The organism is Pseudomonas sp. GCEP-101, assembly GCF_025133575.1.
Lineage (GTDB): Bacteria > Pseudomonadota > Gammaproteobacteria > Pseudomonadales > Pseudomonadaceae > Pseudomonas > Pseudomonas nitroreducens_B.
In genome coordinates, this window is sequence record NZ_CP104011.1 from 3776752 (window position 1) to 3793302 (window position 16551).

The window sequence follows — 16551 nt, forward strand, 5'->3', positions numbered from 1 at the left end:
GTCGACGAAAAGTAAACGCCCAGTAATCGATGATTATGTTGTAAAAACAACAACCGATAGTCTGTAGGAGAATGCTGCCATGCACCCTCGTGTGCTTGAAGTCACCCAGCGCGTCCAGGCCCGCAGCGCGGCCACGCGCCAGCGCTACCTCGACCTGGTCAAGGCAGCCGCCACCAAGGGCCCGCACCGCGGCACGCTGCCTTGCGGCAACCTCGCCCACGGTGTCGCGGCGTGTGGTGAATCCGACAAACAGGCCCTGCGGCTGATGAACCAGGCCAACGTCGCCATCGTCTCCGCCTACAACGACATGCTCTCCGCGCACCAGCCGCTGGAGCGCTTCCCGGAGCTGATCAAGGACGCCCTGCGGCAGATCGGCTCGGTCGGCCAGTTCGCCGGCGGCGTGCCGGCTATGTGCGACGGCGTGACCCAGGGCGAACCGGGGATGGAGCTGTCCCTGGCCAGCCGCGACGTGATCGCCATGGGCACCGCCATCGCCCTGTCGCACAACATGTTCGACGCCGCGCTGTGCCTGGGCGTGTGCGACAAGATCGTCCCCGGCCTGCTGATCGGCGCGCTGCGCTTCGGCCATCTGCCGGTGGTGTTCGTGCCCGCCGGCCCCATGCCCACCGGCATCTCCAACAAGGAGAAGGCCGCGGTGCGCCAGCTGTTCGCCGAAGGCAAGGCCACCCGCGAGGAGCTGCTGGCCTCGGAGATGGCCTCCTACCACGCGCCGGGCACCTGCACCTTCTATGGCACCGCCAATACCAACCAGCTGCTGGTGGAGGTGATGGGCCTGCACCTGCCGGGCGCGTCCTTCGTCAACCCGAACACCCCGCTGCGCGACGAGCTGACCCGCGAAGCCGCCCGCCAGGCCGCGCGCCTGACGCCGGAGAACGGCCAGTTCGTGCCCATGGCGGAAATCGTCGACGAGAAGGCCATGGTCAACTCGGTGGTGGCGCTGCTGGCTACCGGCGGCTCGACCAACCACACCCTGCACCTGCTGGCCATTGCCCAGGCCGCCGGCATCCAGCTGACCTGGCAGGACATGGCCGACCTCTCCGAGGTGGTGCCGACCCTGGCGCGCATCTATCCCAACGGCCAGGCCGACATCAACCACTTCCAGGCGGCGGGCGGCATGTCCTTCCTGATCCGCCAGCTGCTCGACGGCGGGCTGCTGCATGAAGACGTGCAGACCGTGGTCGGCAAGGGGCTGCGCCGCTACCTCCAGGAACCTTTCCTCGATGGCGACAGGCTGGTCTGGCGCGAAGGCCCGGCGGCGAGCCTGGACGAGAACATCCTGCGCCCCATCGACAAGCCGTTCTCCCCCGAAGGCGGCCTGCGCCTGATGGAAGGCAACCTCGGTCGCGGCGTGATGAAGGTGTCCGCCGTGGCGCTGGAGCACCAGATCGTCGAAGCCCCGGTGCGCATCTTCCATGACCAGGCCAGCCTGGCCGCGGCCTTCAAGGCCGGCGAACTGGAGCGCGACCTGGTGGCCGTGGTGCGCTTCCAGGGCCCGCGCGCCAACGGCATGCCGGAGCTGCACAAGCTCACGCCGTTCCTCGGTGTGCTGCAGGACCGTGGCTTCAAGGTCGCGCTGGTCACCGACGGGCGCATGTCCGGCGCGTCCGGCAAGGTGCCGGCGGCAATCCACGTGTCCCCGGAAGCGCTCAACGGCGGCCCGCTGGCCAAGCTGCGCGACGGCGACATCGTGCGCGTCGATGGCACCACCGGCGAGCTGCGCGTGCTGGTGGATGCGGCGCAATGGGATGCCCGTCCCCTGGTGGAAACCCCGGTCATCGATAACCTGGGCATGGGCCGCGAGCTGTTCGCCTTCATGCGCAATGCCTTCAGCCCGGCGGAGCAGGGTGCCTGCAGCTTCACGGCGGAGCTGAACGGCCCAAGCTGACCGCATGCCTCCCGTGCGACGTGGCTGCCTGTCCGTCGCATGGGGCGTTTCCGGCGCTGACCTATGCTGGCATCATCCCGCGCCGCAACCTTCCAACCCATTTCCAGGCCAGAGCCCGCCATGAATTCCAATAACGCTCAGCCCGCCTCGAACGGTTTCGCCCTGGTCGGCGACATCGGCGGCACCAACGCCCGCTTCGCCCTGTGGCGCGGTGAAGTCCTCGAATCGGTCCAGGTCCTGGCCTGCGCCGACTACCCGCGGCCCGAAGACGCCGTGCGCGACTACCTGCAGCGCGTCGGCCAGCCGCTGTCGGCCATCGACAACGTCTGCCTGGCCTGCGCAGGCCCGGTGGGCGCCGGCGACTTCAAGTTCACCAACAATCACTGGGTGATCCAGCGCGACGCCTTCCGCGCCGAACTCGGCCTGAGCCACCTGTTGCTGGTGAACGACTTCAGCACCATGGCCTGGGCGGCGTCGCGGCTGTCGCAAGACCACCTGGTGCAGGTGCGCCCCGGCAAGGCGCTGGAAGGCCGCGCCAAGCTGATCATCGGCCCCGGCACCGGCCTGGGCGTCGGCAGCCTGATGCCGCTGCCCGGTGGCGGCTGGGAAGTGCTGCCCTGCGAAGGCGGCCATGTCGACCTGCCGGTGACGTCCGAACGTGACTTCGCCCTCTGGCAACTGCTGCGCGAGAAATACGGCCACGTCTCGGCCGAGCGCGTGCTCTCCGGCAGCGGCCTGGAAAACCTCTACCGCATGAGCTGCCAACTCGATGGCGTGGAGCCCAAGTGCGCCACCGCCGCCGAGATCGGCGAGCGCGCCATGGCCGGCGATGCCTACGCCGACGCGGTGCTGGAACACTTCTTCCTCTGGCTGGCGCGGGTTGCCGGCAACGCCGTGCTGACGGTCGGTGCGCTGGGCGGGGTGTACATCACTGGCGGCATCGTCCCGCGCTTCCTTGACCGCTTCCTGCGCAGCGGCTTCGCCGAGGCGTTCCGCACCCGTGGCAAGACCAGCGGGCCGTACCTCGACCCCGTGCCGGTGTGGGTCATGACGGCGGAGCACCCGGGCCTGTTCGGCGCCGGCGTGGCGCTGGAGCAGGCGCTGCGCAACGAAGGCTGACCGATCGCTCACTCCCGATAACAACAAGAAAGGACGCCCGACGTGAACCAGCCTGCCAAATCCATCCTGCTGGTGGACGACGACCAGGAAATCCGCGAGCTGCTGGAAACCTACCTCAGCCGCGCCGGCTTCCAGGTGCGCAGCGTGCCCGACGGCGAGAGCTTCCGCCGCGCGCTGTGCGAGGAGGATGCCGCACTGGCGATCCTCGACGTGATGCTGCCCGACGAGGACGGCTTCAGCCTGTGTCGCTGGATTCGCTCGCACCAGCGCCACGCCTGCATGCCGGTGATCATGCTCACCGCCAGCTCCGACGAGGCCGACCGCGTGGTGGGCCTGGAGCTGGGCGCCGACGACTACCTCGGCAAGCCCTTCAGCCCCCGCGAGCTGCTGGCGCGGATCAAGGCGCTGCTGCGCCGCGCGCAGTTCACCCAGGTGCGCGGCGGTGAGGTCATCGCCTTCGACGACTGGCGGCTGGATACCATCAGCCACCGGCTGTTCCACGAGGACGGCGAGGAGCACTTCCTCAGCGGCGCCGACTTCGCCCTGCTCAAGCTGTTCCTCGACAACCCCCGGCAGATCCTCGACCGCGACACCATCGCCAGTGCCACCCGCGGCCGCGAGGTGATGCCGCTGGAGCGCATCGTCGACATGGCCGTGTCGCGCCTGCGCCAACGCCTGCGGGATACGGAAAAACCAGCGCGGCTGATCCAGACCGTACGCGGCAGCGGCTACCTGCTGGCCGCCCAGGTTCGCCCGCACCTCGCCGGCCATGAGTGAGCGCCGCCGCTGGACCCTGGTGCCGCGCTCACTGCTCGGCCGGATGCTGCTGCTCACCCTGCTGGCGGTGCTGATCGCCCAGGGCCTGTCGAGCCTGTTCTGGATTTCCCACCTGCGCAGCAGCCAGCGCGACGGCCTGCTCACCAGCTCGCGCAGCCTGGCCTACTCCATGGCCGCCAGCGTCAGCTACTTCCGCTCGCTGCCCATCGGCTACCGCCCGCTGGTGCTCGACCAGTTGCGCAGCATGGGCGGCACGCGCTTCTTCGTCTCGCTCAACGAGCGCCCGCTGGACATGCGCGCGCTGCCGGACACCACCAACAAGCAGGCGGTGATCGACATCGTGCAGGATGTGCTGCGGCAGAAGCTGGGCAAGGACGTCGAGCTGCAGGTGGAGTTCGTCAGCCCCGACGACCTGCGGCTGTTCAACGGCGAGCTGAAGCTGGAGGAGCTGCCGCGCTCCTGGGCGCACTACGCGCTGACGCTGGAGCCGGTGAACCCGCCGGTGCTGGTCACGCAGATCCGCATCGGCGTCAGCGAGTGGCTGTACATCGCCAGCCTGATGCCGGCGCCCTACGTCACCCTGGAGCCCGAGGGCCTGCCGCCGCAGCAGATCCTGTCCATCGTCTTCACCAGCCTGCTGCTCTTGCTGTTCACCGGCCTGCTGGTGCACTGGCAGAGCCGCCCGCTCAAGCGCCTGGCCCGCGCCGCCCGCGACATCGCCCTGGGTGGCCAGGACCAGCCGCTGGAAGAGAGCGGGGCGAGCGAGCTGGTGGAGGTATCCCGCGCCTTCAACACCATGCGCGAGCGCATCGACCGCTACGTCAACGAACGCGCGCAGTTGTTCAGCGGCATCTCCCACGACCTGCGCACGCCCATCACCCGCCTGCGCCTGCGCGTGGAGCTGCTGGAGGACGAACAGGCGCGGGACAAGTTCAGCCACGACCTCGACGAGCTGGAGCTGCTGGTCAAGGGCGCGCTGCAATGCGTGAAGGACACCGATATCCACGAGAACGTCGAGGCGGTGGACCTCAACCAGTTGCTGCAGTACGTCGCCGGGCCCTACATCGCCGACGGCCGCGTCGAGGTGCTGGGCGCCGCCCGGGAGCCCTATCCGGGAAAGCCGCTGGCGCTCAAGCGCTGCATCGGCAACCTGCTGGACAACGCCCTGAAATACGGCGGCCGTGCCCAACTGAGCATCGAGGATGAGCCGGACGCGGTGGTCCTGCACGTCGATGACCAGGGGCCGGGGGTGCCGGAGCAGCGCCTGGAGAAAGTCTTCGAGCCGCGCTTCCGGTTGTCCGAGCGGGGCCAGGGCTACGGCCTGGGGTTGGGCATTGCGCGCAACATCGCGCATACCCACGGCGGCGAAGTCACCCTGCAGAACCGCCGTGAGGGCGGGTTGCGGGTGACGTTGAGGTTGCCGCGGTTGGAGGTGGAGTAGGGCGGATTACTCCTGCCGGCCGTTTGGGAGTGCTTGGATGTCGCGGCCCTCTCCCTAACCCTCTCCCTGAAGGGAGAGGGGACTGTCCGGCGCGCGTGGCAATCGCAGAGTTCGCTTGATGTCCTAGTGTGGGTAGACGCAGAAACCCACAGGCAACTCGGAAGGCTCCCTCTCCCTTCGGAGCGGGGCGCGCAGCCAGGGCTGGGGAGAGGGTGGTGGGCCGAGGCACTAGCCTCCAGCAGTACTGCCGCTGGAGCTCCACGGATGTCATCCCATCTCTCCCAATATTCAAAACAACTCCGCACTGACCAGACCGAAGCCGAACGCGCCCTCTGGCACCGCCTGCGCGCTCACCGCTTCCTCGGCCTCAAGTTCCGCCGGCAAAAGATCATCGGCCCCTACATCATCGATTTCATCTGTCACGAACGGATGTTGATCATCGAGCTGGATGGCGGGCAGCATCTGGGTTCCAATGCGGACCTGGAGCGTGACGGATGGCTCAAGCACAGGGGTTTCACAGTGCTGCGCTTCTGGAATCATGATGTGTTGGTGAGGATGGATTCGGTGCTGGAGGCGATACGCCTGGCGCTGGAGGCTGGCTCCGCGCCCTCTCCCCAACCCTCTCCCTGAAGGGAGAGGGGGCTGTCCTCTGCCGTGCCGGGAGCGCTGTGCTCCTGATACTGCCGCAGCTTTCAGACAGTGAGGAGGAGACAGGCTGAAACTGGAGTTTCGCTTCACGCCGAACGACTCCCTCTCCCTTCGGAGCGGGGCGCGCAGCCAGGGCCGGGGAGAGGGTGGTGGGCCAAGACTCGGTACTTCAGGAGCCTTCCAATGCCGCCCCAATATGCCCCGATGCCAAATCCACCAAAGGACCGCCAATGTCACCACCTCGTGACAATCAAAGATCGCTTCGTTACCCGGAGACCAGAATGCCTTGGATAGACTCGGAACATCGCAAGCGAAGACTTGCCTCCAATAACAAGAACAAGGTGCTCCCCATGAATGCGATCCGTCGCCTGTCGGCCGCCATCTGTCTTTCTTCCCTCTGTCTTTCCCCCCTGCTGGCCCACGCCGGCGAAGTCGAAGTGCTGCACTGGTGGACCTCCCCCGGTGAAAAGCGCGCCGCCGAAACCCTGAAGAAACTCGTCGAAGCCAAGGGCCACACCTGGAAGGACTTCGCCGTCGCCGGTGGCGGTGGCGAGGCGGCCATGACCGTGCTGAAGACCCGCGCCGTTTCCGGCAACCCGCCGGCCGCCGCGCAGATCAAGGGCCCGGATATCCAGGAGTGGGGCGAACTGGGCCTGCTCGCCGACCTCAACGACGTCGCCGCGCAGGGCAAGTGGGATCAACTGCTGCCGCCGCAGGTGGCGCAGATCATGAAGTACAAGGGCGACTACGTGGCCGTGCCGGTCAACGTGCACCGGGTGAACTGGCTGTACATCAACCCGGAAGTCTTCAAGAAGGCCGGCGCCACGCCGCCGACCACCCTGGACGAGCTCTTCGCCGCCGCCGACAAGCTCAAGGCCGCCGGCTTCACGCCGCTGGCCCACGGCAGCCAGCCGTGGCAGGACGGCACGCTGTTCGAGAACCTGGTGCTGAGCAAGATGGGCCCGGAAGGCTACCGCAAGGCCTTCGTCGAGCTGGACAAGGGCACCCTCACCGGCGCGCAGATGGCGGATGTCTTCGCCGCGCTGAAGAAGCTGCACAGCTATGTCGATGCCGACGCCGCTGGGCGCGAGTGGAACGTCGCCACCGGCATGGTCATCAACGGCAAGGCCGGCATGCAGATCATGGGCGACTGGGCCAAGAGCGAGTTCACCGCCGCCGGCAAGGTGGCGGGCAAGGACTACCAGTGCCTGCCGTTCCCCGGTACGCAGAAGGCCTTCGACTACAACATCGACTCCCTGGTGATGTTCAAGCTGAGCAACGAGGAAAACCGCAAGGCCCAGGAAGACCTGGCCCGCGCGGTGCTCGACCCGTCCTTCCAGAAGGACTTCAGCCTGAACAAGGGCTCGATCCCGGTGCGCCTGGACGTCGACATGACGCCCTTCGACAGCTGCGCCCAGCAGTCGATGAAGGACTTCAAGGCCGCCTCCGCCAGCAACAACCTGGTGCCGAGCATGGCCCACAGCATGGCCGCCTCCAGCTACGTGCAGGGCGCGATCTTCGACGTGGTCACCAACTTCTTCAACGACCCCGCCGCCGATCCGCAGAAGGCCGCGCAGCAACTGGGCGCCGCCATCCAGGCCGCCGCGCAGTAAGGCGCAAGCCGGCCCCCTGGCGGGCCGGCCTCTCTTCCAACCGAACGACTCCGGGCCGCCGCGGCAGCCCGGGTGGGTTCACTCATCCTCGAGAAGGCAGATGGCGACCCAATCTCCGACTTTCACTCCCGCCGCCAGCCCGCGTGCTTCGCTGCTCGACGGCCTGCAGGCCTGGCTGCCCAAGCTGGTGCTGGCCCCGAGCATGCTCGTGGTGCTGGTCTGCGTGTACGGCTACATCGGTTGGACGCTGCTGCTGTCCTTCACCAACTCGCGCTTCATGCCGGCCTACAGCTGGGCCGGGCTGACCCAGTACCTGCGCCTGTGGGACAACGACCGCTGGTGGGTGGCGAGCAAGAACCTGCTGCTGTTCGGCGGCCTGTTCATCGGCATCTGCCTCGCCCTCGGGGTGTTCCTCGCCGTGCTGCTGGACCAGCGCATCCGCCGCGAGGGCTTCATCCGCACGGTGTACCTGTACCCCATGGCGCTGTCCATGATCGTGACCGGCACCGCCTGGAAGTGGTTGCTCAACCCCGGCCTTGGCCTGGACAAGCTGCTGCGCGACTGGGGCTGGAGCGGCTTTCGCTTCGACTGGCTGGTGGACCCGGACCGCGTCGTCTACTGCCTGGTGATCGCTGCCGTGTGGCAGGCCTCGGGCTTCGTCATGGCGCTGTTCCTCGCCGGCCTGCGCGGGGTCGACCCGGCCATCGTGCGCGCCGCCCAGGTGGACGGCGCGAGCCTGCCGACCATCTACCTGCGCATCGTCCTGCCGAGCCTGCGCCCGGTGTTCTTCAGCGCGCTGATGATCCTCGCGCACATCGCCATCAAGAGCTTCGACCTGGTCGCCGCGATGACCGCCGGCGGCCCCGGCTACTCCTCGGACCTGCCGGCGATGTTCATGTACGCCCACACCTTCACCCGCGGCCAGATGGGCCTGGGCGCCGCCAGCGCGATGCTGATGCTCGGCGCCGTGCTGGCCATCGTCGTGCCGTACCTGTACTCCGAACTGCGGGGCAAGCGCCATGCATGACTCGACCCTGAAACCGTCGTTCAGCCTGAGCCGCCTGGCGGTGCACGCGACCCTCTGGGGCGCCGTGGCGCTGTACGTGATCCCGCTGCTGGTGATGCTGCTGACCAGCTTCAAGACCCCGGAGGACATCCGCAACAGCAACCTGCTGGCACTGCCGGATGTGTTCACCCTGATTGGCTGGGTGAAGGCCTGGGGCGCGGTGGGGGACTACTTCTGGAACTCGGTGAAGATCACCGTGCCCGGCGTGCTGATCTCCACCTTCATCGGCGCCATGAACGGCTACGTGCTGTCGATGTGGCGCTTCCGCGGCTCGCAGCTGTTCTTCGGCGCGTTGCTGTTCGGCTGCTTCCTGCCCTTCCAGGTGATCCTCCTGCCGATGTCCTTCACCCTGGGCAAGCTGGGCCTGGCCAACACCACCACGGGCCTGGTGATGGTGCACTGCATCTATGGCCTGGCCTTCACCACGCTGTTCTTCCGCAACTACTTCGTGGCGATCCCGGATGCGCTGGTGAAGGCCGCGCGGCTGGACGGCGCGGGGTTCTTCACCATCTTCCTGCGCATCCTGATGCCGATGTCCACGCCCATCGTGATGGTCTGCCTGATCTGGCAGTTCACCCAGATCTGGAACGACTTCCTGTTCGGCGTGGTGTTCGCCAGCGGCGACGCCCAGCCCATCACCGTGGCGCTGAACAACCTGGTGAACATCAGCACCGGGGTGAAGGAATACAACGTCGACATGGCGGCCGCGATGATCGCGGCGCTGCCCACGCTGGTGGTCTACGTACTGGCCGGCAAGTACTTCGTGCGCGGGCTCACTGCCGGCGCCGTCAAAGGTTGAGGTAAGCACCGATGTCCACCCTTGAACTGCACAATCTGCACAAGTCCTACGGCGCGGGCCTGGCGGACACCCTGAAGTCGATCAACCTGTCGATCGATTCGGGCGAGTTCCTGATCCTGGTCGGCCCCTCCGGCTGCGGCAAATCCACCCTGATGAACTGCATCGCCGGGCTGGAAAACGTCACCGGCGGCGCGATCCTGGTGGACGGCCAGGACATCAGCGGCATGAGCCCGAAGGATCGCGACATCGCCATGGTGTTCCAGTCCTACGCGCTGTACCCGACCATGAGCGTGCGCGAGAACATCGCCTTCGGCCTGAAGATCCGCAAGCTGCCCAAGGCCGAGATCGACGCCGAGGTGGCGCGTGTCTCCAAGCTGCTGCAGATCGAACACCTGCTCGAGCGCAAGCCCTCGCAGCTCTCCGGCGGCCAGCAGCAGCGCGTGGCCATGGGCCGGGCGCTGGCGCGGCGGCCGAAGATCTACCTGTTCGACGAGCCATTGTCGAACCTCGACGCCAAGCTGCGCGTGGAGATGCGCACCGAGATCAAGCTGATGCACCAGCGCCTGAAGACCACCACGGTGTACGTGACCCACGACCAGATCGAGGCCATGACCCTGGGCGACAAGGTGGCGGTGATGAAGGACGGCATCGTCCAGCAGTTCGGCACGCCGCAGCAGATCTACAACGACCCGGCGAACCTGTTCGTCGCCAGCTTCATCGGCTCGCCGCCGATGAACTTCATCCCGCTCAAGGTGCAGCAGCAGGGCGGCCGGCTGGTCGGCCTGCTGGACAGCGGCCAGGACCGCTGCGAGCTGCCGCTGCAACTGGACGCCGGGCTGGTCGAGGGCCGCGAGCTGATCCTCGGCGTGCGTCCGGAACAGGTGCAGCTGGCCACCGATGGCGCCAACGGCCCGAACGACCTGCGCGCAGAAGTCGAGGTGGTCGAACCCACCGGCCCGGACACCCTGGTCTTCGTCACGCTCAATGGCGCCAAGGTCTGCTGTCGCCTCGCGCCGGACCAGTCGCCGCTGCCGGGAGCGTCCCTGCAGCTGCGTTTCGACCCGTCCCGCGCGCTGCTGTTCGACGCGCAGAGCGGCGAGCGCCTGCGCGCCGACCCGCGTGGCGACGGCGCGAACAAAGTGACGCCGCTGGCGCGGCAGAAACATTCCTGAACCAAGCCATCAACTTCCTGCCTGAAAAACCATGTCAACGAGGACGCTGGAGATGCACAAGAACAACAAGAACCGGCCTGCAGCACGAACCCTGGGCTGCCTGCTCGCACTGGGCTGCGTGGGCAACGTCGCCCATGCCGCCGACGCCTTCTCATCCGAGTCCAAGTGGGGCCTGGGCGACTGGGGCGGCAAGCGCACCGAACTGCTGGAGAAGGGCTACGACTTCAAGCTCGACTACGTCGGCGAAGCCGCGAGCAACCTGGGCGGCGGCTACGACCAGCACACCACCGCGCGCTACTCCGACCAGTTCGCCCTCGGCACCCACCTGGACCTGCAGAAGATCCTTGGCTGGGATGCCACCGAATTCCAGTTCACCGTCACCGAGCGTAGCGGCCGCAACCTCTCCAACGACCGCATCAGCGACCCGCGCGCCGGGCAGTTCAGCTCCGTGCAGGAAGTCTGGGGCCGCGGCCAGACCTGGCGCCTGACGCAGATGTGGATCAAGCAGCAGTACTTCGACGGCGCGCTGGACGTGAAGGTCGGCCGCTTCGGCGAGGGCGAGGACTTCAACAGCTTCCCCTGCGACTTCCAGAACCTGGCCTTCTGCGGCTCGCAAGTGGGCAACTGGGTCGGCGGCATCTGGTACAACTGGCCGGTCAGCCAGTGGGCCGCCCGCGTGAAGTGGAACTTCAACGACCAGTGGTACGCCCAGATCGGCGCGTACAACCAGAACCCGTCGAACCTGGAGACCGGCAACGGCTTCAAGCTCAACGGCAGCGGCACCAAGGGCACCATCCTGCCGGTGGAGCTGGTGTGGATGCCCAAGGTCGGCGCGGCGCAACTGCCCGGCGAATACCGCCTGGGCTACTACTACAGCACCGCCGAGGCCGACGACGTGTACGACGACGTCAACGGCAACCCGCAGGCGCTCACCGGCGAAGCGCCCAAGACCCACAGCGGCAAGCACGGCTGGTGGGTGGTGGCGCAGCAGCAGGTCACCGCGCACAACGGTGATGCCTCGCGCGGCCTAAGCCTGTTCGCCAACTTCACGGTGCACGACAAGGCCACCAACACCGTCGACAACTACCAGCAGCTGGGCGTGGTCTACAAAGGCCCGTTCGACGCGCGGCCCAAGGATGACATCGGCTTCGGCGTGGCGCGCATCCACGTCAACGACGACGTCCAGGATCGCCAGCGCCTGGCCAACCAGGTCAACGGCATCGACGACTACGACAACCCGCTGTACCAGCCCATCCAGGACACCGAGTACAACGCCGAGCTGTACTACGGCGTGCACGTGACCAATTGGCTCACCGTGCGCCCGAACCTGCAATACATCCGCCATCCGGGCGGGGTGGACGAGGTCAACAACGCCGTGGTGGCAGGCCTGAAGATCCAGTCCAGCTTCTGATTGCTCCCGGTGCGAACCTGGCCCGTCCTTGCGACGGGCCTTTTTTGTCTGCCCGCTGCCAGTTCTGCAGATCCGCGACGGGGCTTTTCGTAGGAGCGAGCTTGCTCGCGAACATCCCGGCCTCCGGTGCCCAGGCGGTTCGCGAGCAAGCTCGCTCCTACAGCCTCTCCCCAAGGGAGAGGGCTGGGGTGAGGGGAGCGCGCAAACACAGACCTGTCCGGGGAAGGCAGTTGCTCCTGCAAAAATAGGAACCCCATGGGGGTGAGAACCCATTTTCAGTGGCGCAGGCGCTGCGCGTGACTAGGCTTTGCGGTTAGAATCGCGGCCTTTTCTATACTATGTAGTGAAACTACAGAGATCTTCACGCCCCGGAATGTCCGGGCAGGGATTGGATCAGGACATCCGGACAATGCTCGAGCATCCGCTGCAGCGCTTTTTTCATTCCATGCGGGCCAAGCGCCCCTTCGACTGGGTGCGCTTCCAGCGTCGCGACCTGCTGCTCATCGATCACCCGCAGTGCCAGGCGGTATTCAGCCGCCAGGGCGCGCAACTGCTGCACTTCCAGCCGCGCGGCGCGCGCCCGCTGCTGTGGTGCTCCAGCCAGTGGCCGAGCCTGAGCACGGCGCCGATCCGTGGCGGCATCCCGGTCTGCTGGCCCTGGTTCGGCAGCCACCCGGTGGAAACCGACTGGCCGCAACACGGCTGGGCGCGCCAGCGCGAGTGGCGCATGCTCGATGCCTGGGCCGACGACCAGAAGGCGGTGATCAGCTGGCAGCTGGATATCGAGGACTGGCACGTGCGCCTGGAAGCGCGCCTGGGCCAGGACCTGGACATCGAACTCTCCAGCTACCACGAGGATGACAGCGACTGCCTGTTCAGCTTCGCCCTGCAGCCCTATTGGCGCGTGGGCTCGCTGCGCCGTTCGGTGGTTCACGGGATGGAACTGGACGGCAAGGCCAGCGGGCTGCCCAACACCTGGGCACCGCGGGGTGCGGTCAAGCAGGTGCTCTACAACACCGGCTCGCTGGTGCTGGAGGATGCCGGCTGGCAACGCCGCCTGCGCATCGACAAGAACACCAGCGCCGGCAGCGTCATCTGGCACCCGGGCAGCCGCGCGGTGGAGCAGGTGGAGCCGGGCGAGGCGGAGCGCTTCCTGTGCATCGGCGCCGCTGGCTACCGCGCGGGCGGGCTGATCCTCGCCCAGGGCGAACGGATGCTGCTGAACCTGCGCGCCGGGTTGGTCTGACCAGGATTGGTTCGCGCATTCTTACCTGGGCAATGTATCGGAGCACACTGGTAGGAGCGGGCCATGCCCGCGATCGCGCGCATGGCGCGCTCCTGCAGGTTCGCTGTGTCGCTCGGGGGAAGAGAGGTGAGCGGACAGCCTCACCGAGGCCATCCGCAGGACGAGGGACGTGCCCTCAGGACGGTTGCTGGGGCGTGCCCAGCAGCGACTTGCCGGTTTTCTTCTGCCGCTTGGCCATGCGTTTTTCATGCGCGGTTTTCAGCGGCTTCTTCTTCGCTTGCTTCTTCGCGTCGAGACCTTTCATGCGCCTGTCCTCCACCGGGACGCTCTCGGGTCGAGAGCCCACTGCTTCAGCATAGCCCCGCCAGGCTCCGGCGCTCAGCCGGCGGACAGGCGTTCCAGCTCGCGGCGCACCATGCTGGCGTACTGGGGTGGGCTCAGCCGGTACAGCTCGCCGGCCACCCAGGGCAGCCAGCGGCCGCCCAGGTGCTCGCGCTCGGCCAGCAGGCGCCGGGCTTCGGCCTCGGCGCGCTGGGCATGTTGCTGGTGGTAATCGGCACGGCTCATCGTGGTTCTTCGGTGCAGTGTCAGGTCTTGGCGCAGCTCAGGTTCTGCGGGTCGATGGTGATGCTGGCCAGCGGCTTGGCGTCGCTGCCGGCGTATTCGTGGGTCACGCTCAGGTGGTGCTCGCGAAAGCGCTGCAGCAGGTCGGGCTGCTGGCAGGTGGTGTCTTCGAGCTGCTTCTTCAGGCCGTTCTCGAACTTGGCGCGGGCACCCAGGTCCATGGCGTCCAGGCGCAGGTTGGAGATGGCGTAGCGGTAATACAGCATCTTCTTCGCCGGGTCGAGCTGCACGCTGTTGAGGGTGGTCACCTTGTCCACCTGGCGTGGCAGGTTCGACTTGGTCACCTGGTCGAAATAGTCCGCCGATTCCTTGAGGAATTTCGCCTCGTCGGGGGAGTCTTCGGCGTGCACGACAAAGCTGGCGAGCAACAGCAAGGGCAGGGTGAGGCGAGCGAACGGCATGGGGTATTCCTGTACGGCTGATGGGGGTGTGCAACGGCGCGGCGTCATTGGCTGCGACAGCCAGGTCCGGGCCGGGTTCTGCCGGCATGGCGACGCGCTCATGGCCTGTGAGTGTAGAGCACCGCCAGCCGCTGGCCGCTCGCGGGGCGTTTGTTTTGCGCGTAGGCTTGCGCGGTGCCATTTCCCCACCTTTTCCGCAGGCCCGCTGCACGCCATGATCGAACTGACCCATCTGGACCTTCGCACCGACCCCGCCGCGCAACGCGTGGTGAAGGATGAAACCGTCACCGTCGAATTCGCTGCAGCACCGGGCGAACTGATGAGCCTGGAAGGCCCCAACCGCTATGCCATTGGCGACGCGATCATCCGCGGTGCGACGGGCGAGCGCTGGGTGGTTTCCCGCGAGCGCTTCGATCCGAAGTACCGGCCGGCCGACGCCACGCTGGCCCACGGCGAGCCGGGCGCCTACCGCAATATCCCCAGCCCTGTGCTGGCCAGGCGCATGGACGACGCCTTCACCCTGCTGCGCTCCGCCGGTGGCGACCGTCTCACCGGCGCGGCCGGCGACTGGGTCATGCAGTACGCTCCGGGCGACTACGGCGTGGTGAAGGCGGAACGCTTCGCCAAGGTCTATCGCCGGGCTGACTGAAAGCGTCCCCGCGCTGGCCTCCACGCCCCGCCAGCGGCTAAGGTCTGTGCTGGCGGGCGCTCTGCGCCGTGCATTTGATGCAACTTTGCCGGCGTTGCGCAGGTCCACCCTGCAGCCGCCGGCGAGCGGGATGCGCAACGGGAGGACGGTGCGGGATGCGATTCATGGACATGCGCGGGCTCAGTCTGGGGCCCTGGAAACTGATCAGCCTGACGGTGAAGGAATTTCTCGACGACGAGATGCCCACCTACGCCGCGGCCCTGGCCTACCAGGGGCTGTTCTCGCTGTTTCCCTTCCTGTTGTTCCTCATCGCGCTGCTGGGCTTCCTGCACCTGCCGGAGTTCTTCGACTTCCTCCGCCAGCAGGCCGACTACGTGTTGCCGGCGCAGGCGCTGGAGCAGGTCAACCCGGTGATCGACCAGTTGCAGCAACGCCAGGGCGGGCTGCTGTCCATCGGTATCGTGGTGGCGCTGTGGTCGTCGTCGGCGGCGGTGCGCTCGCTGATGATCGCGCTCAACGCCGCCTATGACGTGCGCGAAGGCCGCCCGGCGTGGAAGCGCATCCCGCTGTCGCTGTTCTACACCTTCGGCCTGGTGGCGATGCTGATGATGATCGCCGCGCTGATGATCCTCGGCCCGCAGGTCATGGGCTGGATCGCCGGCAAGGTAGGGCTGGAGGATTTCGTGGTGATCCTCTGGAGCATCCTGCGCTGGCCGGTGATCGTGATGCTGATGATGATGGCGGTGGCGATCATCTACTACGTCACGCCCAACGTGCAGCAGCGCTTCCGCTTCATCACGCCCGGCTCGGTGCTGGCGGTGGTGTTGTGGATCGCCGCGTCGCTGGGCTTTGGCTACTACGTGAAGAACTTCGCCGATTACAACGCCATGTACGGCAGCGTCGGCGCGATCATCGTGCTGCTGCTGTACTTCTACATCTCCTCGGCGGTACTGCTGCTGGGCGCTGAGCTGAACGCGGTGATCGAGCACCATCTGCCCCACGGCAAGGACGCCGGCGAGAAGACCTTCGACCAGGCCGCACCGGCGCCTGACGAGGGCTAGGGCTGGGGCGGTTGGCCGGCGACCGCGGGCGGTTCGCTGAGCAGCGCGTTGACCAGCGCGGTGGCCTTGTCGAAGGACGGGTAGCCGCTCCTGGCGACGTCCAGGCTGCCATAGGCCTTCTGGTAGCGCTCGGCCTTCTGCGGGTCGGCCTGTTCCACCAAGAAGGGCTCGGACCAGATCTTGTACAGCAGCGCCACCGCGTAGGGCTGCCCGGCATCGGCGGCTTTTTCCAGCAGCGGCAGCACTTCGTCCACCTGCGGGCCTTCCTTGATCTTCAGCAGCGCCATGTAGAAGCTCGCTTCGCCTCGCTCGTCCTTCTCCAGGGCGCGGGCCAGCAGGGCTTCGGCCAGCTCGTAGTTGGCCAGGTCACCGCTGGCGATCAGCAGCTTCGCCTGCAGCATGTCGTTCTGGTAGAGCAGGCGTTCCTGGCGGCAGGTCTCGCCGCTCAGGGGTTCGTCGCAGGGATTGCTGGCGCTGGTCGAGCAGCCGGCCAGCAGCACCGGCAACGCCAGGGCCGCCAGCAGGTACGGAATGTGTTGCTTGCCCATGCAAGTCCCTCGGGGGCGAATGTCAGGGTTCGACCGGTCGGTGGGCGCGCCGGTTCTGCTTATTGGCCAG

General features: G+C 66.8%; 17 protein-coding genes. 13 read left to right on the forward strand and 4 right to left on the reverse strand.

Translation table 11 applies throughout. From position 1 onward, the window contains the following. Positions 1-79 precede the first annotated feature (79 nt). The 11 genes from edd to N0B71_RS17390 all read left to right on the forward strand — a co-directional run bounded on the left by edd (position 80) and on the right by N0B71_RS17390 (position 13198). Positions 80-1906 (forward strand): phosphogluconate dehydratase, encoded by a 1827-nt coding sequence (gene edd, locus N0B71_RS17340; protein ID WP_259753897.1) that lies wholly within the window; start codon positions 80-82, stop codon positions 1904-1906. 120 nt (positions 1907-2026) lie between these two features. After that, the gene (locus tag N0B71_RS17345; protein WP_259753899.1) at positions 2027-3025 is read left to right on the forward strand and encodes a glucokinase; all 999 of its coding nucleotides are present in this window, start codon (positions 2027-2029) and stop codon (positions 3023-3025) included. A gap of 42 nt (positions 3026-3067) precedes the next feature. Next, a complete protein-coding gene (locus N0B71_RS17350) occupies positions 3068-3802 on the forward strand; it encodes a response regulator (RefSeq protein ID WP_259753901.1) in 735 nt (244 codons plus the stop codon). A gap of 19 nt (positions 3803-3821) precedes the next feature. Beyond that, positions 3822-5243, forward strand: a complete 1422-nt coding sequence (locus N0B71_RS17355) for an ATP-binding protein (protein WP_259759608.1) — start codon at positions 3822-3824, stop codon at positions 5241-5243. A gap of 264 nt (positions 5244-5507) precedes the next feature. After that, entirely contained in the window at positions 5508-5873 is a 366-nt protein-coding gene (locus tag N0B71_RS17360) for an endonuclease domain-containing protein (protein ID WP_259753902.1), read from the forward strand. A gap of 368 nt (positions 5874-6241) precedes the next feature. Further along, positions 6242-7504 (forward strand): ABC transporter substrate-binding protein, encoded by a 1263-nt coding sequence (locus N0B71_RS17365; protein WP_259753903.1) that lies wholly within the window; start codon positions 6242-6244, stop codon positions 7502-7504. 100 nt (positions 7505-7604) lie between these two features. Continuing rightward, positions 7605-8531 carry a carbohydrate ABC transporter permease gene (locus tag N0B71_RS17370; protein ID WP_259753904.1) on the forward strand — a complete coding sequence of 309 codons (927 nt, stop codon included), beginning with the start codon at positions 7605-7607 and terminating at the stop codon, positions 8529-8531. Then, positions 8524-9369, forward strand: coding sequence for a carbohydrate ABC transporter permease (locus N0B71_RS17375; protein ID WP_088418070.1), 846 nt, complete (start codon positions 8524-8526; stop codon positions 9367-9369). Before N0B71_RS17370 ends, N0B71_RS17375 begins: the two co-directional genes overlap by 8 nt. An 11-nt stretch (positions 9370-9380) precedes the next feature. After that, positions 9381-10541, forward strand: coding sequence for an ABC transporter ATP-binding protein (locus N0B71_RS17380; RefSeq protein ID WP_259753905.1), 1161 nt, complete (start codon positions 9381-9383; stop codon positions 10539-10541). A gap of 52 nt (positions 10542-10593) precedes the next feature. Beyond that, positions 10594-11952, forward strand: a complete 1359-nt coding sequence (locus N0B71_RS17385) for a carbohydrate porin (protein WP_259753906.1) — start codon at positions 10594-10596, stop codon at positions 11950-11952. 409 nt (positions 11953-12361) lie between these two features. Then, positions 12362-13198 carry an aldose epimerase family protein gene (locus tag N0B71_RS17390; protein ID WP_259753907.1) on the forward strand — a complete coding sequence of 279 codons (837 nt, stop codon included), beginning with the start codon at positions 12362-12364 and terminating at the stop codon, positions 13196-13198. 175 nt (positions 13199-13373) lie between these two features. On the opposite strand, the gene N0B71_RS17395 is transcribed toward N0B71_RS17390, so the two are convergent. From N0B71_RS17395 to N0B71_RS17405, 3 genes are all read right to left on the reverse strand, one after another. Next, a complete protein-coding gene (locus N0B71_RS17395) occupies positions 13374-13502 on the reverse strand; it encodes a hypothetical protein (RefSeq protein WP_017516671.1) in 129 nt (42 codons plus the stop codon). Positions 13503-13576: 74 nt separating this feature from the next. Continuing rightward, the gene (locus N0B71_RS17400; RefSeq protein ID WP_259753908.1) at positions 13577-13765 is read right to left on the reverse strand and encodes a hypothetical protein; all 189 of its coding nucleotides are present in this window, start codon (positions 13763-13765) and stop codon (positions 13577-13579) included. Positions 13766-13785: 20 nt separating this feature from the next. Next, positions 13786-14223: a hypothetical protein gene (locus N0B71_RS17405; protein ID WP_259753909.1), complete on the reverse strand. Its 438-nt coding sequence runs from the start codon at positions 14221-14223 to the stop codon at positions 13786-13788. Positions 14224-14437: 214 nt separating this feature from the next. Here N0B71_RS17405 and N0B71_RS17410 point away from each other — a divergent pair, with 214 nt between their 5' ends. Both N0B71_RS17410 and N0B71_RS17415 read left to right on the forward strand, forming a co-directional pair. Beyond that, positions 14438-14872 (forward strand): PGDYG domain-containing protein, encoded by a 435-nt coding sequence (locus N0B71_RS17410; protein WP_259753910.1) that lies wholly within the window; start codon positions 14438-14440, stop codon positions 14870-14872. 155 nt (positions 14873-15027) lie between these two features. Continuing rightward, complete coding sequence (locus tag N0B71_RS17415) at positions 15028-15933, forward strand: YihY/virulence factor BrkB family protein (protein WP_259753911.1); 906 nt, start codon at positions 15028-15030, stop codon at positions 15931-15933. On the opposite strand, the gene N0B71_RS17420 is transcribed toward N0B71_RS17415, so the two are convergent. Beyond that, entirely contained in the window at positions 15930-16481 is a 552-nt protein-coding gene (locus tag N0B71_RS17420; protein WP_259753912.1) for a hypothetical protein, read from the reverse strand. The genes N0B71_RS17415 and N0B71_RS17420 overlap by 4 nt on opposite strands. Positions 16482-16551 lie beyond the last annotated feature (70 nt).